The 26,007-nt window shown below is 34.9% G+C and carries 23 protein-coding genes; 10 read left to right on the top strand and 13 right to left on the bottom strand.

The features are described 5' to 3' along the window. Nucleotides 1-18 precede the first annotated feature (18 nt). Nucleotides 19-1,353 carry a Na+/H+ antiporter family protein gene (locus A9G45_RS03900; protein WP_065567458.1) on the bottom strand — a complete coding sequence of 445 codons (1,335 nt, stop codon included), beginning with the start codon at nt 1,351-1,353 and terminating at the stop codon, nt 19-21. A gap of 199 nt (nt 1,354-1,552) precedes the next feature. Here A9G45_RS03900 and A9G45_RS03895 point away from each other — a divergent pair, with 199 nt between their 5' ends. The 3 genes from A9G45_RS03895 to A9G45_RS03885 all read left to right on the top strand — a co-directional run bounded on the left by A9G45_RS03895 (nt 1,553) and on the right by A9G45_RS03885 (nt 3,907). Beyond that, entirely contained in the window at nt 1,553-2,425 is an 873-nt protein-coding gene (locus A9G45_RS03895) for a shikimate dehydrogenase (protein WP_065567393.1), read from the top strand. Nucleotides 2,426-2,539: 114 nt separating this feature from the next. Next, a complete protein-coding gene (gene aroD / locus A9G45_RS03890; protein WP_065567392.1) occupies nt 2,540-3,304 on the top strand; it encodes a type I 3-dehydroquinate dehydratase in 765 nt (254 codons plus the stop codon). A 153-nt stretch (nt 3,305-3,457) separates the two neighbouring features. After that, on the top strand, nt 3,458-3,907 hold the full coding sequence (locus A9G45_RS03885; RefSeq protein ID WP_065567391.1) for a hypothetical protein: 450 nt from the start codon (nt 3,458-3,460) through the stop codon (nt 3,905-3,907). 138 nt (nt 3,908-4,045) lie between these two features. Here A9G45_RS03885 and A9G45_RS03880 read toward each other — a convergent pair whose 3' ends face one another. Continuing rightward, nucleotides 4,046-4,414 carry an Imm8 family immunity protein gene (locus A9G45_RS03880; RefSeq protein WP_065567390.1) on the bottom strand — a complete coding sequence of 123 codons (369 nt, stop codon included), beginning with the start codon at nt 4,412-4,414 and terminating at the stop codon, nt 4,046-4,048. A 316-nt stretch (nt 4,415-4,730) separates the two neighbouring features. Continuing rightward, complete coding sequence (locus A9G45_RS03875; RefSeq protein ID WP_065567389.1) at nt 4,731-5,183, bottom strand: hypothetical protein; 453 nt, start codon at nt 5,181-5,183, stop codon at nt 4,731-4,733. Nucleotides 5,184-6,390: 1,207 nt separating this feature from the next. Here A9G45_RS03875 and A9G45_RS03870 point away from each other — a divergent pair. Together A9G45_RS03870 and A9G45_RS03865 are read left to right on the top strand one after the other, a co-directional pair. Then, entirely contained in the window at nt 6,391-7,230 is an 840-nt protein-coding gene (locus tag A9G45_RS03870) for an SDR family NAD(P)-dependent oxidoreductase (RefSeq protein WP_065567388.1), read from the top strand. After that, the gene (locus A9G45_RS03865; protein ID WP_065567387.1) at nt 7,227-8,768 is read left to right on the top strand and encodes an AMP-binding protein; all 1,542 of its coding nucleotides are present in this window, start codon (nt 7,227-7,229) and stop codon (nt 8,766-8,768) included. Before A9G45_RS03870 ends, A9G45_RS03865 begins: the two co-directional genes overlap by 4 nt. A gap of 297 nt (nt 8,769-9,065) precedes the next feature. Here the strand turns inward: A9G45_RS03865 and A9G45_RS03860 are convergent, their stop codons facing one another. After that, complete coding sequence (locus A9G45_RS03860; protein ID WP_141673594.1) at nt 9,066-9,362, bottom strand: hypothetical protein; 297 nt, start codon at nt 9,360-9,362, stop codon at nt 9,066-9,068. Between the two features lie 1,363 nt (nt 9,363-10,725). Beyond that, nucleotides 10,726-11,211: a CPCC family cysteine-rich protein gene (locus A9G45_RS03850; protein WP_065567384.1), complete on the bottom strand. Its 486-nt coding sequence runs from the start codon at nt 11,209-11,211 to the stop codon at nt 10,726-10,728. Nucleotides 11,212-11,540: 329 nt separating this feature from the next. Between A9G45_RS03850 and A9G45_RS14925 the strand changes: the two genes are divergently transcribed. The 5 genes from A9G45_RS14925 (at nt 11,541) to A9G45_RS03830 (ending at nt 15,000) form a co-directional block, all read left to right on the top strand. After that, on the top strand, nt 11,541-11,765 hold the full coding sequence (locus A9G45_RS14925) for a transposase (RefSeq protein ID WP_442903026.1): 225 nt from the start codon (nt 11,541-11,543) through the stop codon (nt 11,763-11,765). A 285-nt stretch (nt 11,766-12,050) separates the two neighbouring features. Then, nucleotides 12,051-12,446 (top strand): DUF2750 domain-containing protein, encoded by a 396-nt coding sequence (locus tag A9G45_RS03845; protein ID WP_218057023.1) that lies wholly within the window; start codon nt 12,051-12,053, stop codon nt 12,444-12,446. 130 nt (nt 12,447-12,576) lie between these two features. Further along, a complete protein-coding gene (locus tag A9G45_RS03840; RefSeq protein ID WP_065567383.1) occupies nt 12,577-13,812 on the top strand; it encodes a hypothetical protein in 1,236 nt (411 codons plus the stop codon). A gap of 270 nt (nt 13,813-14,082) precedes the next feature. After that, on the top strand, nt 14,083-14,436 hold the full coding sequence (locus A9G45_RS03835; protein ID WP_065567382.1) for a hypothetical protein: 354 nt from the start codon (nt 14,083-14,085) through the stop codon (nt 14,434-14,436). Between the two features lie 234 nt (nt 14,437-14,670). Then, nucleotides 14,671-15,000: a hypothetical protein gene (locus A9G45_RS03830; protein ID WP_065567381.1), complete on the top strand. Its 330-nt coding sequence runs from the start codon at nt 14,671-14,673 to the stop codon at nt 14,998-15,000. An 882-nt stretch (nt 15,001-15,882) separates the two neighbouring features. Here the strand turns inward: A9G45_RS03830 and A9G45_RS03825 are convergent. The 8 genes from A9G45_RS03825 to fdnG form a co-directional block, all read right to left on the bottom strand. After that, entirely contained in the window at nt 15,883-16,677 is a 795-nt protein-coding gene (locus tag A9G45_RS03825; protein WP_065567380.1) for an ABC transporter ATP-binding protein, read from the bottom strand. 2 nt (nt 16,678-16,679) lie between these two features. Next, nucleotides 16,680-17,624: an ABC transporter permease gene (locus A9G45_RS03820; protein WP_065567379.1), complete on the bottom strand. Its 945-nt coding sequence runs from the start codon at nt 17,622-17,624 to the stop codon at nt 16,680-16,682. A gap of 57 nt (nt 17,625-17,681) precedes the next feature. Next, the gene (locus A9G45_RS03815; protein WP_065567378.1) at nt 17,682-18,659 is read right to left on the bottom strand and encodes an ABC transporter substrate-binding protein; all 978 of its coding nucleotides are present in this window, start codon (nt 18,657-18,659) and stop codon (nt 17,682-17,684) included. 292 nt (nt 18,660-18,951) lie between these two features. Next, entirely contained in the window at nt 18,952-19,908 is a 957-nt protein-coding gene (locus A9G45_RS03810) for an ABC transporter substrate-binding protein (RefSeq protein ID WP_065567377.1), read from the bottom strand. A gap of 183 nt (nt 19,909-20,091) precedes the next feature. Next, complete coding sequence (fdhE, locus tag A9G45_RS03805; RefSeq protein ID WP_065567376.1) at nt 20,092-21,009, bottom strand: formate dehydrogenase accessory protein FdhE; 918 nt, start codon at nt 21,007-21,009, stop codon at nt 20,092-20,094. Nucleotides 21,010-21,120: 111 nt separating this feature from the next. Beyond that, entirely contained in the window at nt 21,121-21,813 is a 693-nt protein-coding gene (locus tag A9G45_RS03800) for a formate dehydrogenase subunit gamma (RefSeq protein ID WP_065567375.1), read from the bottom strand. After that, on the bottom strand, nt 21,806-22,780 hold the full coding sequence (gene fdxH, locus A9G45_RS03795; RefSeq protein ID WP_081295828.1) for a formate dehydrogenase subunit beta: 975 nt from the start codon (nt 22,778-22,780) through the stop codon (nt 21,806-21,808). The genes A9G45_RS03800 and fdxH overlap by 8 nt, the downstream gene beginning before the upstream one ends. 17 nt (nt 22,781-22,797) lie before the next feature. After that, nucleotides 22,798-25,866, bottom strand: coding sequence for a formate dehydrogenase-N subunit alpha (gene fdnG / locus A9G45_RS03790; protein WP_081297811.1), 3,069 nt, complete (start codon nt 25,864-25,866; stop codon nt 22,798-22,800). Between the last annotated feature and the right edge of the window lie 141 nt (nt 25,867-26,007).

Genomic DNA, 26,007 nt, shown 5'->3' with positions numbered 1-26,007 from the left:
TTATCTATTGTGATTAGTTTATAAAATTAAAGATCCAATCCAACCAGCAATAAATAACGGAATATTAAAATGGGTAAATGTTGGGATAACACTATCTCGAATATGGTCATGTTGCCCATCACTATTTAATCCAGACGATGTCGCTAAAATAGTATCTGATGGTGGTGATCCTGCATCACCAATCGCACCCGATGCGCCAATTAAACATACCGTGGCAATCGGTGAAAAACCAAGTTGTACACAAAGTGGCACATAAACAGCTGCAATGATTGGGACGGTTGAAAATGAAGAGCCAATCCCTAATGTAATAACCAAGCCAATTAGCATCATTACAAAGGCAGCAATCACTTTATTTCCTGCAAATAAAGCTGCACTATTAATAACAAGCGGTTCAATTTCATGCGTTTGTTTTAATACTTCGGCAAATCCTTGCGCTGAAATCATCACAAAGCCGATCATTGCCATCATTTTGATGCCGTCAGTAAAAACACCATCCGCTTCGCCCCATTTAATCGATCCCGATACAATAAAGCAAATAAAACCAATTAAGGCACCTAAAATCATTGAGCCGGTATAAAGTTGAACGGAAAAAGATAACGCAATTGCCAATAATGAAACAATAAGTGAATGCTTATTCACCTCTTTTACAGCACCTTGATTCGCTTCGCTACGAATAATTTTATATTCTCTTGGTTTACGATAACTAACAAAGATAGCCCATAATAAGCCAACAAACATACCTAACGCAGGAATAGCCATGGCATGCATTACATTAACATGGCTTACATCCATGCCAGATGCGGTAATATTTTTTAATAAGATTTGGTGCAAGAAGATATTGCCAAATCCCACCGGTAAAAACATATAAGGAGTAATTAATCCGAATGTCATAATACACGCAATCATTCTTCTATCAAGCTGTAGCCGTGACATCACATATAATAGGGGCGGAATTAAAAGAGGTATAAAGGCGATATGAATCGGAATTACATTTTGAGAAGAAATACTTACTAGTCCAATAATAACAATCAAAATCCATTTGATACGTTTTTTAGCATCACTTGATGTCAGCTGTTTAATCGCTTTATCTGCCAATAATTCTGGTAAGCCAGATTTTGATATCGCCACAGCAAATGCACCTAGCATGGCATAAGAAAGTGCAATATTTGCCCCATTGCTGATGCCTGTGTTAAAGGCATCAATGGTTTCTTTTAACGATAAATGGCTAAATAAACCGCCAACAAATGCCCCAATGATTAAGCTAATAACAACATGGACACGGCAAAGCGATAAAATTAACATACAAATTACCGCAACCACAACTGCATTTATTGACGAGAACAAATCAAGCATTGTATTCATAAGATAGATTCTTAGTTAAGAAGCAAAGCTTATTATTGTAGGCGATAGGTATTGAAAGTGCAATTGATAGTGTATACTCACTGTTTTGCAATAGACAAAACCAAATTCGTGTTACTGAAGTCATTTTAAGCATAAAAGCTTTTATATTAAAGTCAATATATTAAAGTCAAGTTATTGTGGAGCGTTGTTAATGAGAAATAATATCGACGGACATTTTTTATTAATTGGTTTAATGGCCTACCCTATTCGCCATAGTTTATCCCCGCAAATGCAAAATACGATTTATTCAAAATTGAATGTTCCTTATGTTTATTTAGCATTTGAAGTTGATCAAGAAAAACTTGCTGATGCAATTAAAGGACTTAGAGCATTAGGTTTGCGTGGCAGTGCGGTATCAATGCCCAATAAGCAGCTTGTCTGCCAGTACCTTGATAAGTTAACGCCGGCCGTTGAATTAAGTGGCGCGTGTAATACGATTTCCAATGATAATGGTGTGTTAACTGGCTATAACACAGACGGAATGGGTTACATGCGTATGCTTAAAGAAGCCAATATTGATGTGATAGGCAAAAAAATAACCATTCTTGGAGCGGGGGGTGCGGCAACCGCCATTGTTGTACAAGCGGCACTTGATGGAGTAAAAGCAATCACCATCTTTAATCAAAAAGATGAATGCTATACAAAGATAGAAGCCATTGCGAAAAAATTGAATCAAACGAGTCAATGCCATGTGCGTGTTATCGATCTCGCCGATAAAGATCAATTACGCAAAGAGATTGCAGATAGTGTTGTGCTTTGTAATGCAACAGGTGTTGGGATGAAGCCGTTAGAGGGGCAAAGCTTAATTACTGATGCCACGATGTTAAGACCTGATCTTATTGTTACCGACTGCATTTACAGCCCACGAAAAACCAAGCTATTAGAAATGGCGGAGCAACAAGGTTGCCGAACATTAAACGGTATTGGCATGATGCTATGGCAAGGTGCTGCTCAAATAAAAATTTGGACGGGTGAAGATGCACCGATTGAATATGTGAAAGAACAAATGGGTTTTAATGATTAATGAATAATCTAAGTTTTTAACGATTTTATTCACGATGGATAATCAGTGATAAATATTGTTAAGCGTTATAAAATCACCGTCTATTAATGCAATTGCTAGCTAATGGAATATGAAATGAAAACAATTACCATAAAAGAACTTGAGATCGGTTTGGGTGCACCTAAAATTATTGTACCTATTGTGGGTAAGACTCAAGCAGAATTAATTGATGAAGTTAAGTTTTTACAATCTATTGATTTTGACGTTTTAGAGTGGCGTGTTGATCACTTTACTCAAGTTGACAATATCAATGCCGTAAAACAAGCAGCTAAAAGCATAGCCGATTTACTGCCCAATAAACCGATTTTATTTACGTTTAGAACCGCAAATGAAGGGGGGGTTAAACCTTGGCCACTCGCATCTTATATTCAGTTGAATAAAGAAATGGCGTGTAGTGGGCTTATTGATCTTATTGATGTTGAGCTATTTATTGGTGATGATGATGTAAAAGATATTATTGCCGTTGCACACAAAAATCAGGTATTTGTTGTCGCATCAAACCATGATTTTGAAAAAACACCATCCAAAAGTGATATTATCTACCGATTAAGGAAAATGCAGGAACTGGGTGCTGACATTCCTAAAATTGCCGTCATGCCACAAACAACAGATGATGTATTAACACTACTTGCAGCAACCACCGAAATGAACCAACAACATGCAACCACCCCCATTATTACCATGTCTATGGCTGGGCTGGGTGTGGTGAGCCGTATTGCAGGTGCGACATTTGGCTCAGCAATGACCTTTGGCGCTGCCAAACATGCTTCGGCACCGGGTCAATTAGACGCCAAACAATTACGCTCTATTTTAGATGCCTTGTACCAAAGCCATAGCTAATTTAACATCAATCCGTTAATAATGAATTGGCGTGCCAATGTAGAGCGGTGATGAAGTGTTTGCGCTTCATTATCAAAATCTTCATTTACAACCACATAGCGAATTTTACTCCCCCAAATTGTTATGTGGTTGTACAAAATTTAGGTTTGGGATATGTATAATAAAAATAAATTTAGCTCGCTTGATATCAATTATTTTTTTAATTCAGATCAACGCAATACCATTAAAGATTTTGCCTATGCCGATATTCTAGGAACAGCAGATATTTGTGGTTATCAAATTATGTTTTTTTATATTGCCGATAATATTGAAGTTTTATTAATTGATGAAGTGATAGATAATATATTGTTACTTGATAAAGCCAATCAAATTTTGAATTTCTTGGGTTTTGAGTTTAAATTAGGCTCCCCGTTTATTTTAACCGATACCTTTAATCATAATTATATTCTTAAAGATCATCTTTATGAAGATCATATGCGTTACTACTATAAAGTCGATGAACAATTAATTGTCCTTGGCATTAATTATGAAGGCATTTTGCTATCCTTTGAATTAATCAATAATAAAAGCATTATTGACAATAGGCTGGCATTTTCTTGCTAGCTAGTTGTAGACGTATACCTATCCCCAATAGGTTATGTGCAATAAGCAACTTTATTACAGCTAATTGATTACACAATTTGTGTAATAAAATTAATCATCACTTTTAACTAGCAAATGCACAATTACAAAATGCGGTGATTATGGCATACCGTCATATTCCCAATAAAAATCACTCGCTAATTTATCAAAAGCGGGGATACCATCAGCAGGTTTTATACAAGCCAGCTTTTCATCTATGGATTGTCTAACTTTATCCCAATCATATTGATTTAATAATAAAATTTTATATCGTTTTGGCTGTTGAATTCTACCCTTATTTAAATTGAGTATTCCTTCTGGAGTTGCGACAATGATTGAGTAAATATCAGAATTATCCTCGCCAGTAATACCGATATTCATCTCTAATAAATAAAAAACTGCATTATCTTCTGGCTGCCACAGCCAAGGATCACCGATATCTGGAGACCAGTAATATTTCACTTCAAATTTTTGTTGTTTAATTTTCATTTATAGCCCGCATCAAAATAAACATTATAAGGCGCTCACTGTAATTATAATATCGAGAACGCCTCAATTATCATTGCTTAAATCTTATTTTTTTACCAATATGGTAAAGCTATCGATCGTATTAACCTTAATATTTAGCTACTTAGGTATTCCATTAAACCAATGATAAAAATCAAGACACAATGAATTATTGACAATCTATTGAATTGCAATGTTAGATACATCTCATCTTCGTAATCAATAACATTATTTTCGTAAAGTAGAAAAGCATATGTTGATACCAAAGATAAATATAAAAATAGACAAAAATACAAACTTATTTACAGAATCGAGTTTGTATTAATTTTAAATTTTGTTTTAATTCTATGACATCTTTTAGTTTTTCGGCTTCCATAGGTAAGCTTCGAATTAATAAATTTGCATTTTTCTTTAATAAATTCAGTAAAGATGTGTATTCTATTTCACCACTATATACGACTTCTTTTTTATCAAACCGATTATCTATAAATTTGATTTTACAAATTTTATTAATACAAAAAACTTCAAAATAAAAAGGTCCATCCATAAAGTAAAAATGAGTTATGTTATTTTGCTGAATTTTACAAGCTTCTTTTAACCACCAATTTAATATAACTACGGTAAAATCATCCCATTGTTCATCAGGAAAGAAAATGTTCCCGATCTGAAAATATATTTTTGAGAATATTTGCGTTGATATTTTACTTTTTGATACGCGAATAGAATCAGGGGGGATAATTAAATTAATCATTAACAATATCCTTTAGGATAAACCGTTGCAATTGTTTTGACATTGGCCATCATTATCGTATGGCGAAGCATTTGATGTATATCTACATGCTCGCATTTTTACTCAATATTATAATAACCCATATTAAAAATATTCATACTGTTATGGTGCTAGATTCAATATTTTTTCCAAAAATTGTTTTATAAAAATTTGTTTTATAAAAAAGCACACTTTATTTAAATCAATTCACGCAAATATTATGTTTTGTCATAAATTATTTATGATTTGGATATTTACTTTAGAATCTATTTGTAAAAATTATTCAGGATTCTATACCATTTAACCTAACCAAAGCCGATAGCCACTTCAATTTTTCTGTGAGCCAATCAGATCCTCGCCAAAAAATTGGGTATAGCGTTTAAATAATAGGTAGCGAATCATGCTTTAGTTAATTCCATGCTGTAACACTAATCACTTAAAATCCGCACTGTAATATTTAGTTTCATTGGCTAGTAGGTATAATATCCCTTTAGGAAATTGACGACAAAATAAGGAATTTTGGGTGAATGACAAACTAAATACTTATCAATATGCTTAATGTATTAGTCCGCACATCATAATGATAGGCTTGTAGCAAAAGGATTAATGCCATTATTTTTCGTCGCGTTACAAATAAAAAATCAAATAAAATCAATGTCCTTTCTGACTAATTTTTATCATGCTCAGCTAATCTTTCTTTATGATACATCCTAGCCCTTGTCCCTGATATCATGTACTAAGCTGGGTGTGCTTGAGCAGGATTTATGTTAACAATAAAGTGCTTTGATATTCTCAAATAACCCCGTTGATTTAGGCTCAGGTTTTAGCCAAGTATAGTAATCTGATACGCTAACTTCTCAGTGACGGCAGACTAGCAATAATGGGTATGGTAACAAATGTTGCTTTATATATTGGTACTTCACCAGTTTGTGCGCTAAATTTTTTGGCCACAATGTCCTCCTATGATTGTTAGTTATATCATAAAGATGACATAGGTTCATTTTTTGGCGAGGCTCTCATTTTGTTAAAATGAATTCTGATAAGTCGTTAGCGTCTGTTAGATTAAGTTTAAACTGCTACCTAATCTGGTAATTACAGTTTTGACTGTCGCCTATTTATGAGTAATAAATAATAAATTCTATGTTATTCTACACGGTATTTATTGTTTAAAGAGAAAAATAAAAAAACAATGAACGCGATAAAGCGATGTTTGGAATTTATTCTATTTCCTCCTATAAAAGTAAATAAAGCACTCCTTACCCAGCGATTACATCATAAAACCGTGTTGATTACTGGTGCTACTTTTGGTATCGGTGAAGCGCTTTGTTATCAGATAGCAGACATTGATTGTAGACTCATTTTAGTCGCGCGCACAACAGAAAAACTAGAAACGATAAAGCAACAGATAACCAGTCAAAAAGCAACGGTGCACGTTTTTTCTGTCAATTTATCCGATGAGCAACAGCTTAACGAGTTTATAAAAATATTATCTCAATTTACAATTGATATTTTTATTAATAATGCTGGTAAATCTATCTGTCGTCCAATTATGCAATCATTAGACAGATACCATGATTTTCAAAGAACAATGCAATTAAATTATTTTGCTCCAGTGAAACTTTGCTTAGCATTAATTCCTGAATTACAAAAAAATAAAGGGCAAATTATTAACGTATCAGCAATTAATGTATTATTAGCGCCAACCCCCTACTGGGCAGCTTATCAAGCTTCTAAAGCCGCTTTTGATCAATGGCTGAATTGTGCCAGTAGTGAGCTTGCTATCAACAAGATCACCGTTTCTAGCACCTATTTGCCGTTGGTTAAGACTAGAATGATAGCACCAACTAAAGCATATCAACAAGCGCCAGCAATGCGCGCTGAACAGGCTGCAATGCGTATTAATAACTTATTGATTAACCGTAAGACATATTATAAGCCTTGGTGGAGTATATGGGCGCAACTAACTTCCGTTTTATTATATCCATTATGGTTAAAAATAACACAGTATTATTTACGGAATAAAAAATGATTAAGACTTTAAAAATACTCTATCAATGTAACTTATTAACCTTTAGAGGAATTTGGTATTTAATTTGTGCAATAAAAGTTGTCGGCATCAATTTAATGACGTTGCTTTATATAAGCAAACGGTTTTACCCACAAAAAATTGCGTTTCAAGATGAAAAAGATAATATTAATTTTTGTACCCTATATAAACAATCACAACATTTAGCTGATCAACTAGCTACTTTTTATGGTGTTAAAGCTAAACAGAAGATTGCAGTGATGGCTTATAACCACATTTATTTAGCACACACTCTCTTTGCTTTATCTGTATTGGGCGCAGATATCTATTTATTAAATGCACAGATGTCTGCGACACAATTTAAAAAACTAGACGAAGCGTATTCATTTGACTTAATTATTCATGATCCAGAGATTAAATTTTTACAGAAAGAAAATAACCTATTAACTTATCACGACAATTTTCCTTCTATTCAACGATTAATAAATGGTCGTTTAATGAAAACAACACAAAAAAGAAAAGTGTGTCATTTTCCCAAAATCATTGTATTAACCAGTGGCACAACAGGCAATTTTAAAATAGCGGGGCGCAGCACAAAAGCTAAAGGGTTTATCATTCCTTTTACTGCTTTATTTACAAAATTAAAACTTAATCAGTATTCAAGCATTTATATCGCAACACCAATTTACCATGGGTTTGGTATTGCTACATTTTGCATAGCTGTACTGCTCGGCTCTACTATTTTTTTACATAAAAAATTTACAACACAAGAAGCTAGCCAGTTATTAGATAAACATAAAATAGAGGTTATTACTTTAGTTCCGTTAATGCTAGGTCGTTTACTTAAGTATGATCACACCAAGTTACTAAGTTTGAAATGTATTATTAGTGGTGGTTCACCTTTAGCAGAAACGCTTGTTCAAGAAACACAAAATAAATTGGGGCCAATGCTATTTAATTTATATGGTACATCTGAGGCCGGTATATGTACAATTGCCACACCTGAAGATTTAGAAAAACAACCCAGTTGTATTGGCCGCCCAATTAACGGATTACATATAAAATTAATGCAAGATGGGCAGGAAATAGTTAAAGGAATAGGCGAATTATGGATTAAGTGCGCATGGTCGATACAAGCTAACAAATGGATCTCAACAGGTGATTTAGCGTATAAAGATCAACATGGATATTTTTATTTACAAGGTCGAAAAGATGACATGATTGTATCAGCAGGAGAAAATGCATATCCTTATGATCTTGAACAACAGTTACTAGAGCATCCAGCAATTGAAGAAGCCACAGTCATACCCATCAACGATGATGAATTTGGACAACGATTTGTTGCTTTTATTATATTAGGAAAAAACCAAGTTTTATCTAACGAAGCATTGTTTACTTGGCTGCGTAGTAAAGTGGCTCGTTATCAAATGCCGAAAAAAGTCATTGAGCTAAATGAAATGCCTATAACGGCTATCGGTAAGGTTGATAAGAGGCAATTACATACTCTATTATACAATGAAGATATTGGAACATTTTATTAGAAGTAATGATGGTTTAGTTTATTATACAAATAATCATTATTAAATTAGGATGATAACTAAACATTGATAATATCTGGTGGGTGAAAATAGTTCCAACTTCATTTAGTTTAAAATTACCTAAATTAAAATTATAAACAAGGAGATGATTTTTCTTATTAGGATCTTTGGGATCTGTAATAGAGCATGCTTTGGTTAAGTCTATGCTTTAACACTAACCGATTAAAATCCGCACTGCAATATTGGCTTCCCCAGTCACTAGGTAGCTAAACTAACCATTATTATCTGTCTAAAATTGATTTATTGTTCCAAGTTTACTTGATCATCATAGCATGAGGGAATTTCGCTATCTAAAGCAGGCAAGTATTTATCATTCACAATATTATATGCTTGTTTTCTATAAGGGTATTTAGCAATTATGTTTTTAATGTCGTTATATAAGTCTTCTTTTTTAAACCACACATTACCACATTGACCACAACCAAAAAATGGGGGGACATCTTCAATATAAGAAACAATACCTGCACATGTTTCTTTAGGGCACTTTAATCCATTTACAACAGCAGTTTGTTTATCCTCTGGCTTATTTAATAGCATCGAATTAATGTCATAACTCATTGATCAATAATGGCATTTTATCATAATGAATTTCATATTCTTTTGGCGAGAAACCGAGATAAAAAGGTCTTGCTCTTCTGATGTTATAAATTCTTTTTTACAATGATTACATAATAACTTCATACAACCCTTTTTATTTTTATCATGAAGAATTTGCTACTTTTTTCTACACTATTTTAGCGATAGTTACGATTATACATAAAACTAATAATAACTAGGACACATGCTAACAAAAGTCGTTATAAATATATTCTTTTGGCATTATTATCAACAAAGAATTGCCTTAGCTTATCGGAAATAACGACATGTTTTTGAGATTCCTAATATCTTGCCATATAAAAGTTTTCTTTGATATTTTTTTAAAGACAATTCTATGAAACTTCTTTGATTTATTAGGCAAATAATTTAATATTGGTTCACTATCAGGCTTATGCCTATATATGATAATGAATGAAGAATATTTAAGACGTTATAGTCTGAATTGCTCTGACCATTGATAATGGCATTGGCATCAAGGCATTTAACCTCTTTTAAAAAACCTTTATAACCTGACAGCAGATTTGCAAGCTTAAGTGAAATAAAATCCGACCCACCACTAAAACAAAAATCATAATTTGCAATCTGATCTGATTCAGATTCGAAACAATAGCTATTAGGATAATCAAATATTTTTATATTCATATATCATATAAAAAATACTTTAGATCGAACGATATTTTTGTTCAAAACAATTATTCTGTTTTTTAACGTTGCAAGAGGACGCCTGCACTGTCTAGCTGATGTTTTTCGATAAGGCGGTCGTAGAAATAGCGGTAACGCTAGCTGTTGTTAACACTTTGTTTGCTTTGGATGCAGTTAGGTTTGTTGCGACATTTCATTGTGAAATTCACCAGTAAACCTGATGCTATAAATCACGATCCTACACATATCTAATTATTGAGCCAGCTTCTATCATTTTATTTTTTAATAATATTTAATTTCGTATCGACCCATTACATCAAAAATAGGATCATAAATACTCTACACTTTCAAGAATAGCCCTACGCTTTAGGCTAACTAAAACAGATCCAGTAGTAGATAACATGTGACACTTTTTTACAATTTCATTTGCCATTTTTTGCGAGGATCATATCTGCTGTGTTTTTATGCTAACTAACCCGCCGAGGTTGTCGTACTGGTAGATGCGCTCTGTCAGGATGTGAGTAGGATGGGATGCTAACCTCGCAGGGGAGTGTTTGTGTTGCCAGCAGCTGTTATAGTAGTCTTTGAATTCGATGCTCAACTATCCTTAGGGGCATAATACTTCGTGGTGCAGACTGGCGCATTTATTTTAGAATTTATGCTATTTTCTTATATAGACATCCTGATATTGCAGTACTTTTTCTTTGTATAAAGAAGTGCTTATATAAGAGGTTAAATAACTTTGATTTAATTTACTATATCCATCTTCATTTAATTGGTCTGTTTGCCAATCACAAACTGGACATATTTCAAAAATCGAATCTTCATAATCCTTGAAAACAAGGTATCGACATGAGATACAAGCAACACCAGTAATTTCACTATCTGGATGATCAATTATTTTTATATCATTACCGGTAATGTCTTTTATTTTGTTTTCTAAGTATTTATTTCTAACTAACGATGATAATTTATAACTATCTAAAATATCATTGTTGTAAATCTGTTTCTTAGAAAGAGCCATAGATTGCTCATCAAGTATTCCATTTTCATATAAAAAATTTGTTCTATCGTCTAATTTTAAAGTAAATAAAGAGTGGTAATTTAAAAAGTTAATGACTTCACTATGAAAGAATTCTATACACATTATTTTTCTCGCGCTAAATCAATTGCCTCTTGGAATGGTTTTTTGCTTCTCCAACCGTCTTTATAATAAGTCCAATTCGGAGCGGTTACACTAAATCATACAACTTTTTTAAGGGTTTACGCAAAGCGCTTAAAAAAGCGCCGCATAGAAAACGATATTTTAAAGCAAGCTGCACTAATTATGGGGTGAAAATGACTATCCTAAACGCAAACCGACATCGTTATAGCACGACAAAACGATGTCAATATTTCGTATTATCAAGATATTATGCTTATTACTAATGTAAATTGAATAAACAAAAATCAGTAGGATTTTATGCAGATAAAGTAGTGACGCTATTTAACCGAAGCTATCATTGTTATGGTACAAGGCGAATTGGTTTTGATTTGCAAAAAGAGAACATTTGGGTATCACGCTGTTACATTGTTCGGCTGATGAAATTCTTATTGCTCGTATCAAAATACGTCGTTAAACGTTATTGTAATTATCCCCTTAATTTTTATTTGAAATGTGTTGCCATTCCAATTTTCTACTTTTTTGCTGTACTATTTTAGGGGATAGTTAGCATTTGAGAGATAGTTACAACGTCAATTGAGTAAAAAATTCGGCATCATAGACAATATTTAGACAGATAAACGGAATAGCATTACAATATTTTTAGGTAATATAATCCTGCTATAGAAGATTTATCTTGCTAGAATGGATTGAGTTGCTGAGTGATCTGAATCTTAATTAGTATGCTAAACTGCAAAAAACGAGCTTAGTTTTAGCATCGACACGATGATTATGATTACAACAATTTATTTAGACGTAAGCAAAAATATAAGGAGTATTCACTTATGATAGTCTTATCGACCAAAGAAGTTGAAGTTATGTCAAATAAAGGGAGCCAAGAAAGATACATTTATTCCATAAAAAAAATTGTTGATAACGAAGTAGCTTGGGTCTTAGACGATGACGGGTTTGCCTTAACCGGTAGAAATGATAACAATAATGAAGTTCTTATATTATGGCCTGCTCGTGAATATGCTGCAAATTGTGCTTTAGGTGGCTGGAAGAATTATAAACCTAAGGCATTATCGCTTGATTATATAATGAATAAATTATTGCCTGATTTATCAGCCAAAGGAACTCAAGTTGGTATTTTCTCCATTCCTACGTTATCAAGCACTCCTATTGTTAATGCTGAGAGCTTATTAATTGATTTAGAAAACGAATGTAGTAATTATATTTAAAACTAACCCCGAATGAAGTAATCCAAACTTGTAATCGGACAAAAGCAAAGACAATTTCTAACTGAGTAATTCATTGTATATAACTTGTGATATCAAATTAGAAGAGTGCTTATTATTGGTGAAATAACCTATGGAAAAATTTCTCGAATTACTAACTAAAAAAGGGGTAAAACACGTTGTTCAAGATAATAAAGTTATCATTAATGATAATTTGCGTTTAAGAAACAAAGAAATTAGTGTCTTGCCAGACAATTTACTTATCCATGGTGATTTAAATTTAAGTAAAACAAAAATACAAATACTACCAAAAAATATGGCTATTCATGGTAGTTTGAATTTAACAGACTCCGAAATCCAAGCCTTACCGAATGATTTTACAATTAGTGGGGATTTAAATTTATCGATCACTAAAATTAAAGTCTTACCGGATAATTTATCTGTGGGTGGTAATTTGTATTTAGAATTTACAGACATCAAAGCGCTACCTGAAAATCTGGCTATTGGTGGTGATTTGAATTTAGCTCACACAGATATTCAATCATTACCTGAAAACTTATCAATTAGTGGTAATTTAGATCTTACCTATTCAATGATTAAAGCATTACCAGATAACTTATCAGTTGGCGGCAATTTAGATCTTACCTATTCAATGATTCAGACATTACCGGATAACTTATCGGTTGGTGGCAATTTAAATCTAGCAAATACAGATATCGAAACATTACCCAAAAACTTATCGGTTGGTGGTGACATATATTTAATAAATAGCCAAATTAATAGATTGTCTGAAAATTTATCGGTTGGCGGTGATTTAGACATAGCAAATACCAATATTCAATTATTAGGCGAAAACTTAACTGTTGGGGGAGATCTTGATCTAAGAAATACCCATATCAAACAATTACCTCAAAAAATTTCTGTTAACGGTTATCTAAATTTAAGAAATACCAGAATAAAAACATTACCAGAAAATTTATCGGTAGGAGGATATTTAAGTGTTGCTAATACAGACATTCAAGTATTGCCTAAAAATTTATTTATTGGTGGTCGCTTGAATATAGAGTCAACCAAAATCAAATTATTACCTGAAAATTTATCCGTTGCTTGTGGTATATATTTAGATGTAGATAAAGTACAGAATATAGTTTATCGCAAAAGCAACCAAGGCAACTTAACAACCATTTTTGCTTGTTGGGCTAATGGGGGATTTGCTATTCAAGCAAATGGCTTTTTTGGCACAGTTGATGGCTTTTATAAAATGATTGATGAAAATTTTTCTACAGAAAATGCGATAAAATACAAAAAAATAGCTCAGGAATGTGTAGAGGAGCTAGCCCAAAAGCTTAACAAGCCGTCGCCGAGATAAGTAAGATGGATTAAAAGCACAAATCTATCTAGCTGAAGTAATATCGCATCTTAATATGATAAGTAGGCAATTAAGATGCCTAATTTTACGCCAAGGTGGTCTGTTAAGATAGATCCATTTTGATATTAAACAACACATTGGTAATATTAAAAAAACTTGCTAACATACAAACAATGGATCTTGTGATGTGGCAAGAATGGAATATTTTTATAAGATCATAGTTGAAGTTGATACTGTGATATTAAATTGGCTGGTAAGGTTGATAGTTCTATGAATATAAATACAAGGTGGTTAACTTTTGTATTAGTTGATAATAATGAATCATTCCAAGAAATACAGGCTAAGATAGCATCGGCATTTCAATGTAAATTATCCTGTAAAGATGAAAAAGGTCGTTATATTGCCAGAGCTGAATTGGCCAATTTTAGCATAGCCGTTATAGACAAAATTGATATGCTTAGTGAATTATTGTGTGATGAGCATTATACGCTTGAAATAACAATAATATCTGATGAATATTTTAATTCTGAATTTGAAAGTTATATCAAACAAATTCTAACTAATCATTTTATACAGTGGAAATGTTCAGTTTGGTCTCCTGTCGAAGTTACTCCACAGATTTAAAGTGAACTTTATCTTTAGCACCTAACAAATTAGCATACCAATACATGATGTTGATCCTCGCCCTAAAATCGGCAAATGTCACCTTTATAATATAACGAATATGCTATAACGAACAATCATAAGCGAACACATTATGGCACAAAAAATTGAGTGCAAAGTTCAAACAGCAGACGGTGAATTATGCTTTATCTAATGCCCGTCTTTCATTAGCTGAAATCGTTAATCATTTAGGTATTGGTAAATCAACGCTGGATAAATGGGTTAAGCAACTTAATCCTAACCAGTAACCGTGAGCTAACTAATGAGCCACCAAAAATTATCGCGCTAAAAACAGAAAACAAAGCACTAAAAATAGCCAATGAAATGCTAAAAAAGCGCATGTGTACTTCATCAACCACCCAAGACGGTGAAGTACCAATATATGAAGCAACCGTTGTCATCGTATCTGGCACTGCCGGTCTGTTGTCAGTTGAAAGTAAGTGTATCTGGTATGCACAAGAGCTTTATTTGTGTTCTTCGGGTTTAAATAAAGAAGTCAAAGAAATTGATGATAAAAAAGGATAAACCAATGAAAATTATTAAACGAGTTGTTAGATTATTTGCATTGAAAAATACATAACAAACCTATTCATATGATTAGGTCATCTTAAACGGTATTGAGATAACCGATACGGTATGCCCATTCAAATCAAGTTCTAGCACAATAAAAATCAGTCAGAAAACCCATTGATTTTATTAAAGTTTTTATTTAAAAAAAATAATAACATTAATCCTTTTATTGCAAGCTGTATCTTATGGTTTACTGATTAATACATTAAGTATATTGATCAGTATTTAGTTTGTACCACGCTCCAAAATACCTTATTTTGTCGTCCATTTCTCAAAGGAAAGCGACGACCTAGTGGCCCAAAAAACCAATATTGCAACGCTAATTTTAAGCGATTAGTGTTACAGATTAGTGTTACAGTATGGACTTAGCCAAAGTCTGAAGCAAACGGGCAATTGTTGAAATAATGCCATTGCTGAAAGTTTTTCCATCCGTTAACACCCATGATTCATGATGATAACAAAACAAGGAAGAAGCCAATAAAGCCTATTCGCCTATATCAAAACCGATTATAAGTAGGTTTGCCGACACGGAGTTAATAACTGGGTATCGCCTAAGCAATATGAAAAGTCGTATGACCTAAATAACACTTTTATAGCAGTGAGTTTTGTCTAATACTTTGGCAAGGATAACTTGATTCACAAAATACGTTTTATGTTGGCAATTTACAAGGTGTCGGTCGAATTTATCCATAAACTTTTTAATCTGACAGACACAAAATAAAAACTAGTAGCTGTCAGATTAGGTTTGAGCTAACACAGGCAGGTTACGTCAGAACTAACAAATCTAATTAACAAAAAGCAATATTTCTGCTTGAAATATTACTTTTTTATTTATTATTAACCTAAAAGCAATGCATCGTCAGTCACTTTTTCACCGCGTGTTTTTTCAAACATATCTAATAAATCGGTTACGGTTAATTTTGCGCGTTGTTCACCTGATACATCAAGTACAACTTGACCTTGATGCAGCATGACTGTTCGATTTCCATATTCCAATGCTTGTTTCATTGAGTGGGTTACCATCATCGTCGTTAAATGGTTTTTTGAAACAATTTTATCAGTCAGATCTAAAACAAACTGTGCTGTTTTAGGATCAAGTGCTGCGGTATGTTCATCAAGCAATAATATTTTAGAGGGTTTTAATGTTGACATTAACAAACTAATAGCTTGTCTTTGACCACCAGAAAGTAAGCCCATCATATCCGATAATCGATTTTCAAGCCCTAAATTTAAAGTCGCCAGTTTTTCTTTAAATATTGATCTGATATTGTTATTAAGTGCTGAAGCGAGAGTAAAACGATGGCCTCGATTGTAAGCAATAGCAAGATTTTCTTCGATGGTTAAGTTTTCACAAGTTCCAACCATAGGATCTTGGAATACTCGTGCCACCATGCTAGCCCGCTTCCATGCTGGCCAGTGGCTTACATTTTGTTCATTGATAACAACACTACCTGAGTCAGCAAATAGATCTCCGCTAATGACATTGAGCAACGAGCTTTTTCCTGCACCATTACTACCAATTATGGTAACAAATTCGCCTTCACTAATTTTTAGGTTTAATCCTCGTAGCACATAATTTTCAATTGGTGTACCTTGATTAAAAGTTAATTGTAATTGTTCAACTTTAATCATGCTTATTTCCCTCTTCTTTTAGCGTGTTTTTTTAGTTGTTTTGGTACCACAAGAGCTAGCACAACCAATATTGCGGTAATCAGATTTAGATCCTCTGTTCCAACGCCGATTGTTTGTAGGAATTCATTGCTTAATGCAAAAGCAATAAATAAGCGATACAAAATAGAGCCTAAAATAACTGAAAGCATAACAAGCCAGATACGTTTTGTTGGAAAGATGCTTTCACCCAGGATAATTGAAGCAAGCCCGATGACAATTGTTCCAACACCAATGGTAATATCTGCGCCACCTTGAGTTTGTATAAATAACGATCCACCAAGTGCAATTAAGCCATTTGATATTGCCATACCGAGGATGGTTATTCCTCCAGTTGGTATGCCTTGGGATTTTGCCATTCGTTGATTGGTTCCCGTCGCTCTTAATGCTAATCCTATCTGGGTCTTCAAAAATAAATTGAGTAATGCCCAACACACAATGACAAATCCCAGCACCAAAAGCGGTTGTATAATATATTGATTACTGTAATCATCAGCAATAAATGGTGAAAATATGGTTTTGGCATCCAGTAAAGAAAGGTTAGGTGAACCCGCCATTCTTGGTGTTTCATCCATAATATAAGGTGCAAGACCTAATATTCTTAAATTAATAGAATAAAGCCCTATCATTACAATAATGCTCGAAAGTAATTGTAGAATATTGAGCTTAACATACAGTATGCCTGTCATTGCGCCAGCAAGGCAACCAGCAAGCATACCGAATAACGTCGCAATCCAAGGATCGATACCGATATAAATGCATAATCCACAAATTGCGCCACCAAGAGGGAAGCTGGCATCAGCCGTCAGATCAGGAAAGTCAAGTAAACGAAATGAGATAAATACACCTAAACTCACTAAGGCATAAATAAGCCCAATTCCAATTGAGCCTAATAAAAATTCAAAAGACATGAAAAAATCCATTCAAGTTAACCGCCAAAATGGCGGCATAGTTATAAAAGAGTAACATTATTTTTCGACAATTTTTGCCGCTGATTTCAATATATCATCAGATAACGTAACACCTTGGCGTTCAGCCGCCTTTTTATTTATCGTTAGTTGAGTAACATTGCCCACTTGTGATGGGATATCACCGGGTTTTTCACCATTCAGTATGCGGATAACAATTTTACCTGCCTGACGACCAAGATCATAATAACTCATTCCCAAAGCAGCAATCGCCCCACGTTCTGCTGATTCTGGGTTTGATGCTAAAAGAGGTATCTTGCTTTCGTTTGCTATTTTTACTAGCGCTTCATAGGCAGAAACCACATTGTTATCAGTCGTGGTATAAAACATATCAACTTTACCTTTTAAACTTCTTGCGGCTGTTAATATATCCGAAGTACGTTGAGCTGGGGCAGCTATTATTTTCATACCTCGTTTTTCTAACTCAACTTGTAATTGTTTTAGTATAATTGTTGAATTTATTTCACTTGGGCTATAAACATAACCAATATTTTTAGTATCAGGTTTAATTTTTAGCATCATGTCAATTTGAGCATCTAATGATAACGCATCAGACACCCCAGTTACGTTGGTTTTTGATGCATTCCAACTTGGAATTAATTTTGCTGCTACAGGATCGGTAACGGCAGTGAAAACAATTGGAATTTGTTTGGTTGTCGCAACTAAAGCTTGTGAACTTGGTGTCGCAATGCCAACAATAACATCAGGTTTGTTAGCTACAAATTGTTTAGCGATTTGCGCTGCATTAGCGCTACTACCTTGTGCACTTGCAAAGTGTAATTTTAAATTTTCGCCAGCAATATAACCGCTATCTTTTAGTTCATCCTCAACACCTCGACGAACATTATCTAATGCTGGATGTTCAACAATTGCGGTAATAGCCACAAATTTTTGCTCAGATTTAGGATCTGCTGAAGAGTTAAATACTGCCAATGATAAGCTAAGTAGCATAAAAAATTTTATAATAGAATTACGCATATGGCACTCCTGTAATATTTTATTTACAACTAAGATAAATTCCAAGCTACTATAAAGCAAATTTAGATAATTTTCTAGAGTTAAAAAATAGCTGTAAATGTAAACATTTTTTTACATTAAATGTTGATTGATGAAACTAAAGTACACTTTGTTGTGTGGATAAAATTTTGTTATTTTATTAGCCCGAGGCTGTCGGTAATATTATTGACCTTAAATTAATTATGTATAACCTAGCTCTTTGCCCACCGAAATGAGCAAAGTTTTGTTGGTTACAATAGATTGGAATTAATTATTAGTCTATGACTTTGTAAGCGGATTGGATAACTTCAGGAGACAATGTTACACCTTGTTTTTTAGCAGCACCAATATTGATGGCAAGACGTAATGATTGTCCTATTTCTGGAGCAATGTTACCTGCTTTTTCACCCTGTAAGATTCGAACAACAAGTTTGCCTGATTGGCGTCCCACATCATAGTAACTCATGCCATATGCGGCAACAGCGCCTCGTTCAATTGCATCAGGGAAAGAGGCTAACAGCGGGATTTTATTTTCATTAGCAAATTTTACTAATGACTCATAAGCTGAAACAACATTGTTATCGGTTGTTGTGTAGATTAAATCAACTTTTCCTTTTAATGTATTGACGGCAGTTGAGATATCAGCGGTTCGCTGAGCAGGTACCGCAACTAATTTGATATTTTGTTGCGATAAAAGCGCTTGTAGGTTTTTTAATACCACAGTTGAGTTAATTTCACTTGGGCTATAAATGTATCCTACCGATTTAACATTGGGTACGATTTTTTTTATAAAGTCGATTTGTGGCCCTATTTCTTGATAATCTGAAACGCCAGTGATGTTTGTACCTGTAGGTTGCCAGTTTTTAATTAACTTGGCTGCAATTGGATCTGTAATACCGGCAAAAACCACCGGGATCTGTCTGGTGGCAGCCGCAGTTGCTTGAGCACTCGGTGTGGCAATTGCGACAATAACATCAGGTTTTGCTGCGACAAATTGTCTGGCAATTTGTGCAGCAGTTGCGCTACTGCCTTGTGCGCTTTTGTATTGAACCGTTAAATTTTCGTTTAACTTATAGCCATTGTCTGTTAATTCATCTTTAACACCATCACGGATTTGGTCTAAAGATGGATGTTCTACAATCGCGGTAATAGCGACATTTTTTATTGTATCTGCAAAACTAAAAAAAGGGGTAACTAAAAGAATTATTAGCGATAACAAAAAGCGTTTCATAATAAGAACTCACAAACTAGTACAATGGTGCCAGTTTAACTTTATCAAGCTAAAAAGTGAAGTTGTATTTTATTAATAAATGAGCTTATCAACGATAATATTGTAACAATAAACCATTCACCCAGCCGTTTTGCTGCTATTTTTATATTCATTAAGAAATCTTAATTTTTAGTTTTTTGTGTATTAATCTTGCTGTTGAGCAAATATAAACGGATTAACGCCACTTTTAGCAAAACCTTCTTCTTCTGTTTTTATATCTAAAATCAATGAGGCAATATCATCAGCGATGACTTCAATATGGGGATCTTTATCTTGATCAAATATTTTTAAATAACTATGGCAAGTGTCACAACACTCCGTTTTAATTGCTGCAAGTTCCTGTTCTAGTGACAGATATTGTATATCCTTCATATTATCGCAACAGGTGCACTTAATTCTAGGTACGTACCATTCACTTTCACATAAACTACAATGTAAATAGCGTAAACCACTGTGGCTACCTAATTGAATAACACTGGCTGAGGGCATGCTTCTGCAAACTGGGCACAACCAAAGTTTGTCTATATTTTCTGCGATGGCTTTGCCTTTGATTTGACTGGCCAGTTGGCAGTAGTAAACCGATAAAGCTGACCAAATAAAAATTGTTTCATCGCCATTAACTTGATCAAATTCACCTGTAAGTAAATGTATTGCTTTATTTTGCAACGCTTGAGAGCTATTTTTTTTTAGTTGCTCGATGACTAAAGTAATTTGCTCTGTTGTGTTGGCACATGAGTCCAACAATGATGCTAAGTAATCTTGCCACGTATTTGTAAGTGGTAAATTATCTAAACTTAGCGGGGGATGCTCACTATTTAATAAACATGCTACATCAATATCTATTGGTTTTTGCTTGAGTAAATCGGCTTGTTGTTCAACAATTTTTGCACAAAAGTTTAAATAATCGCTAATTGGGCTATTGTTTGCAAGGCTTTTCAAACGCTCAGCTCGATGTGTATAAAGTGTTTTAGGTGATGGATATAAAAGTAATGGAATTTGCCGAATAACGGAGCTACTTGCTTGTTGTTCAAGTTGATCTTGAGGAATGATTTTTATATTCATTATAAATGCTCATTGATTGTGATTTTCGATTGTCACTGGTTTTTTGCTTTTAAAATAATACCGCTGATAGTAACTATCAGCGGTAAATACAATTAGAGATAGAGAGTGTTATCATGCTGGTTTATGTTTAACATCCGCTGATTCTACTTCAGACTTTGCTTTTGTATTGAGTTCATTTTGATAAATTTTATCCATTTCTTCTTCATACCAAGCCGAATGATTTTTGCGAGCCCAAGCTCGTGATACATAGCCTGTTATCATTCCTTTAATAGATCCTTTAACCCAAATTGCCATATAAGCATGACCAATAGCAAGTAAAATTAAGCCAATAGCAGCAAGCGAGTGAAAGAATATCGCAATACGCACAACTGGTATTGGAAAATAATCAGAAAAGTATCGTCGCCACATGATCATTCCAGTTACAAACAAGACCAAAATTAAGCTCATAATGCACCAGAATAAAAATTTCTGACCGACATTATATTTACCAATGGGAATACCTTCTTCTTTACCCATAATCACTTTTTTAAAGTTTTTTATCCATAACAGATCTTGTTTATTTGGAATATTATGATGAGCAAGTTTTAAAAACATAAACATCAGCAGTACAAAGACAATACAACCAATAATGGGATGTAATGCTCTGACTAACTGTGGAGTGCCGAGTACCAACCCAAATAATTTAATGGATGGGAAAAACAAGGATAGCCCCGATAGTGCCGTTAAAATGAAAAGGCAAACCATGCACCAATGACAGAAGCGAACAAGAAGAGGGGTTCTTAATATCATGTTTTGCTTATTCATGATGATTCTCCTGTTGTGACAATGGGGAACTATGTTTACGCCGAAAAATGGGTAAACCTAGGCGTTTTCGAGCTTGGTTATCGGCTTCTTTTTCTTGTTCAATGTCTTGTTCATCTACCTCAATTGCGCCCACTCCCATATAATGGAATAGTAAGCCGCCAAATGTTGCAATAAATGCTGCCGCCGATAGCGGTTTCCAAATACCTTTCCAGAATTTAACCACTTCGCTAATTTGCGGATCTTTAGGTAAGCCATGATAAAGTTCAGGTTGATCTGCATGGTGTAAAACATACATAACGTGAGTGCCGCCTACGCCTTGTGGATCATAAAGCCCAGCCTGTGCAAATCCCCGTTTTTTCAAGTCTATAATTCGATTCTCTGCATGGCGAATCATATCTTGTTTTGTACCAAAATGAATGGCGCCAGTTGGGCATGTTTTTACACAAGCAGGTTCTTGCCCAACTGCCACACGGTCTACGCATAAAGTACATTTATATGAATGATTATCTTCTTTACTAATTCGGGGAATATTAAATGGGCAACCTGCGACACAATAACCACAACCTATACAATGTTCAGATTGAAAATCCACAATACCATTAGCATATTGAATAATAGCACCTTCTGATGGGCAAGCTTTTAAGCACCCAGGATCAGAACAGTGCATACAGCCATCTTTGCGAATAAGCCATTCAAATTTGCCGTTAACTTCAACTTCTGAATATCGCATGACAGTCCATGCTTTGGGTTCTAAATCTGCAGGATTATCATAAACACCAACGGTATTACCAACTTCAGCTCGAAGATCGTTCCATTCGCTACAAGCTACTTGGCAAGCTTTACAGCCAATGCACGTTGTCACATCAATTAATTTAGCTACTTCTTGTTGATAATCGCGAGCCCGTGGCGCTGGAGTTAATGTATTGGTTGCAGAGCGGCGAATAATATCTTGAGTTTGTAATGACATAATATAGTTTTCCTCCCTTATGCCGCTGTGGTGACTTTTTCGATATTGACTAAAAATGATTTATATTCTGGTGTTTGTGAATTCGCATCACCTAAATGTGGTGTTAATTCATTAACCAAAAATCCTTTCTTTGTCTGACCAGTGAATCCCCAAACAATTGGAATTCCAATGGTTTCGATTTGTTTACCATCAACAGTTAATGTCGGAAGTCGTTTAGTGACAACGGCTTTCGCTTTGATATAACCTCGGTATGACGTCACTTTTACGGTATCACCTACCTTTATGCCTTTTTTATTTGCAAGATTTTCACTTAGTTCAACAAATTGCTCGGGCTGAGTAATTGAAGCCAGCCTTGCATGTTGCGTCCAAAAATGAAAATGCTCAGTAATGCTGTACGTCGTGCCCACGTAAGGGAATTCGCTCGCCTTTCCTAAGCGTTCCAAATCTTCTTTAAATGCACGTGCTACAGGGCTACTTACTTGATTTGGATGTAATGGATTATTAGTAATTGGTGTTTCAAACGGTTCATAATGTTCTGGGAATGGGCCATCGACTAATCGGTTTAAGCAAAACAATCCACCTAAACCATCGTTATTCATAATAAAGGCGCCTGCCCCTGTATTTGGTGATAATGTTGCAGTAAAATCAGGCACATCATTACCAACCCAGCTTGAACCGTTCCATTTTACTAAAACTCGTTTAGGATCCCACGGCTTACCGTTTTCATCTGCTGAAGCGCGATTATAAAGTACGCGTCGATTCATCGGCCATGACCAAGCCCAACCTGCATGAATGCCTTTACCTGATGGATCACTTGGATCGCGTCGTGCCATTTGGTTGCCTTGCTCAGTCCAAGATCCACAGAATATCCAAATGCCTGATGAGGTTGTACCATCTGCTTTTAATTGTGAAAAGCCACTGAGTAGCTGTCCTTTTTTAAGAATCACATTGCCATTGGCATCAGTGATATCAGCCAGCGCACGCCCATTGTAATCTTTGGCTAATTCTTCAGCCGCTGGCCCTTGAGGATCTTCATAGTCCCAAACTAAGTTATCAATTGGATCGTGATAGGCTCCCCCTTCTTGAGCATATAGTTCTTTGATTCTTAAAAAGATACGAGCAATAATTTCAGGATCATATAAAGATTCATAAGGCGGGCGAGCTGCTGCCCAATGCCACTGTAGCCAGCGAGAAGAGTTCACTATTGTTCCGTTTTCCTCAGCAAAACAGTTTGACGGCAATCTAAAGACTTCTGTTTGAATTTTACTAGAGTCAACATCATTGGATTCACCATGGTTTTTCCAAAACTCAGCCGTTTCTGTTGGCATTGGGTCAATGTTAACTAAAAATTTTAAATTAGATAAGCCGTCACGGATGCTATTTTTATCTGGGAGTGCAGCAAGAGGATTAAAACCTTGGCAGATAAAGCCATTAGCCTGACCATCACGCATCATTTTACTGAATCTTAAGATATCATAGGTTTTATCCCATTTGGGTAACCAATCAAATCCCCAATCATTATCTATAGTCGCTTTATCACCATACATCGACTTCATAAAACTGACAAAGAATTTTGGGTAATTTCCCCAAAAGTTCACTTCACTTGGACCAAGTGGTTTTGGTGTTTTTTCTTCCAGATACTGAGTAAGTGAAACTTGAGAATCTTTTGGCAAATCAAGATAGGCTGGTAAACGATTGGATAACAAGCCGACATCGGTTAATCCTTGAATATTTGAATGCCCGCGTAGCGCATTAATTCCCCCCCCCATGACACCTATATTGCCTAAGATTAGTTGGATCATCGCCGCTGTGCGGATGATTTGTGTGCCATAAGTATGTTGAGTCCAACCTAATGCATATAAAAAGGTTGCGGCTCTATCATGGGTTTTTGTGCTAGCGAGTGAACGGCAAACATGTAAAAACCCTTCAATTGGGCTACCAGTGACCTTATTTACCATTTCAGGGGTATAACGGCTAACATGCTGTTTTAATAGATTCCAAACGCAACGAGGGTGGCTTAGTGTTTTATCCCGAAGGGCATAACCATTTTCATCTTTTTGATATGCCCAACTGCTTTGATCATATTGGCGGTTAGTTGCATCATAGCCACTAAATAAACCACTATTTGCGTCAAAATTAAAATCATCACGCACAATTAAGCTAGCATTACTGTGTGTGACTAAATAATCGAAATTAACTTCATTATTAGTAATAAGATAATTAATAATACCGAGCAAAAATGCAATGTCAGAGCCCGCACGAATGGGGACATAATGATCTGCAACCGAAGCGGTTCGATGAAAACGCGGATCAATTGCAATTAATTCTGCACCATTATTAATTTTTGCCTCTATTGCCCATTTAAAACCAACAGGATGAGCTTCTGCAGCATTTCCTCCCATCACGATAACAACGTTAGCATTTTTGATATCATTCCAGTTGTTGGTCATAGCGCCACGACCAAAGGTGGCAGCTAAACTTGATACAGAAGGACCATGACAAACCCTAGCTTGGGTTTCAAGGCTTAACATACCTAAAGCGCGAGCAACTTTAAATGCTAACCAACCCGTTTCGTTACTAGCCGCTGATGTAACAAGCCAACCAGTGGTTGTCCAGCGATTTACTGTGGTGCCATTTTTATTTTTTTCAATAAAGTTTTTATCTCGGTCTTCTTTCATTAAACGAGCGATGCGGTCAATCGCTTCATCCCAACTAATGCGTTGCCATTTATCTGAGCCTGGGGCTCGATATTCTGGGTATTTAACACGTTGTTCGCTTTTTATAAAATCAAGTACACCTGCCCCTTTCGGACAAAGTGATCCTCGGCTGACAGGATGATCGGGATCGCCCTCTACGTGAAAAATAGATGATTCAGCATTTTTTGCACCATCTCCACGACTATAAAGTAACATTCCGCATCCAACAGAACAATAGGTACAGTTATTACGGGTTTCTTTTGATTTGAGTAATTTAAATTGGCGAGTTTGTGCGAGCGCCACATTTGGAGCGAGTCCTAATGTGGCGACGGTTGTTCCTGCCATACCACCAGCACAGATCTTAAAGAACTGTCTACGGTTAAATAGCATATGGACTCCTTAGAAAACTGACATTACATTATTTAATTTATTATATTTTTAAAGCTATAAACTTTCCTATTTATATCAATAATAATCGTTTCTTATGCAGAAATAAAGGAAAATGCCAGTATGAATTACCAAAGTTTGACA

Origin of the sequence: Gilliamella sp. HK2 (assembly GCF_001690265.1) — a bacterium.
GTDB classification, from domain to species: domain Bacteria; phylum Pseudomonadota; class Gammaproteobacteria; order Enterobacterales; family Orbaceae; genus Gilliamella; species Gilliamella apicola_C.
This window is presented reverse-complemented; position numbering and strand designations above follow the sequence as displayed.

Bases quoted from the DNA above. Each gene is read 5' to 3' on its own strand.
- A9G45_RS03900 (WP_065567458.1), bottom strand. From the start codon at position 1,353: ATGCTTGATTTGTTCTCGTCAATAAATGCAGTTGTGGTTGCGGTAATT.
- A9G45_RS03895 (WP_065567393.1), top strand. From the start codon at position 1,553: ATGAGAAATAATATCGACGGACATTTTTTATTAATTGGTTTAATGGCC.
- aroD (WP_065567392.1), top strand. From the start codon at position 2,540: ATGAAAACAATTACCATAAAAGAACTTGAGATCGGTTTGGGTGCACCT.
- A9G45_RS03885 (WP_065567391.1), top strand. From the start codon at position 3,458: ATGTATAATAAAAATAAATTTAGCTCGCTTGATATCAATTATTTTTTT.
- A9G45_RS03880 (WP_065567390.1), bottom strand. From the start codon at position 4,414: ATGAAAATTAAACAACAAAAATTTGAAGTGAAATATTACTGGTCTCCA.
- A9G45_RS03875 (WP_065567389.1), bottom strand. From the start codon at position 5,183: ATGATTAATTTAATTATCCCCCCTGATTCTATTCGCGTATCAAAAAGT.
- A9G45_RS03870 (WP_065567388.1), top strand. From the start codon at position 6,391: ATGAACGCGATAAAGCGATGTTTGGAATTTATTCTATTTCCTCCTATA.
- A9G45_RS03865 (WP_065567387.1), top strand. From the start codon at position 7,227: ATGATTAAGACTTTAAAAATACTCTATCAATGTAACTTATTAACCTTT.
- A9G45_RS03860 (WP_141673594.1), bottom strand. From the start codon at position 9,362: ATGCTATTAAATAAGCCAGAGGATAAACAAACTGCTGTTGTAAATGGA.
- A9G45_RS03850 (WP_065567384.1), bottom strand. From the start codon at position 11,211: ATGTGTATAGAATTCTTTCATAGTGAAGTCATTAACTTTTTAAATTAC.
- A9G45_RS03845 (WP_218057023.1), top strand. From the start codon at position 12,051: ATGATAGTCTTATCGACCAAAGAAGTTGAAGTTATGTCAAATAAAGGG.
- A9G45_RS03840 (WP_065567383.1), top strand. From the start codon at position 12,577: ATGGAAAAATTTCTCGAATTACTAACTAAAAAAGGGGTAAAACACGTT.
- A9G45_RS03835 (WP_065567382.1), top strand. From the start codon at position 14,083: ATGAATATAAATACAAGGTGGTTAACTTTTGTATTAGTTGATAATAAT.
- A9G45_RS03825 (WP_065567380.1), bottom strand. From the start codon at position 16,677: ATGATTAAAGTTGAACAATTACAATTAACTTTTAATCAAGGTACACCA.
- A9G45_RS03820 (WP_065567379.1), bottom strand. From the start codon at position 17,624: ATGTCTTTTGAATTTTTATTAGGCTCAATTGGAATTGGGCTTATTTAT.
- A9G45_RS03815 (WP_065567378.1), bottom strand. From the start codon at position 18,659: ATGCGTAATTCTATTATAAAATTTTTTATGCTACTTAGCTTATCATTG.
- A9G45_RS03810 (WP_065567377.1), bottom strand. From the start codon at position 19,908: ATGAAACGCTTTTTGTTATCGCTAATAATTCTTTTAGTTACCCCTTTT.
- fdhE (WP_065567376.1), bottom strand. From the start codon at position 21,009: ATGAATATAAAAATCATTCCTCAAGATCAACTTGAACAACAAGCAAGT.
- A9G45_RS03800 (WP_065567375.1), bottom strand. From the start codon at position 21,813: ATGAATAAGCAAAACATGATATTAAGAACCCCTCTTCTTGTTCGCTTC.
- fdxH (WP_081295828.1), bottom strand. From the start codon at position 22,780: ATGTCATTACAAACTCAAGATATTATTCGCCGCTCTGCAACCAATACA.
- fdnG (WP_081297811.1), bottom strand. From the start codon at position 25,866: ATGCTATTTAACCGTAGACAGTTCTTTAAGATCTGTGCTGGTGGTATG.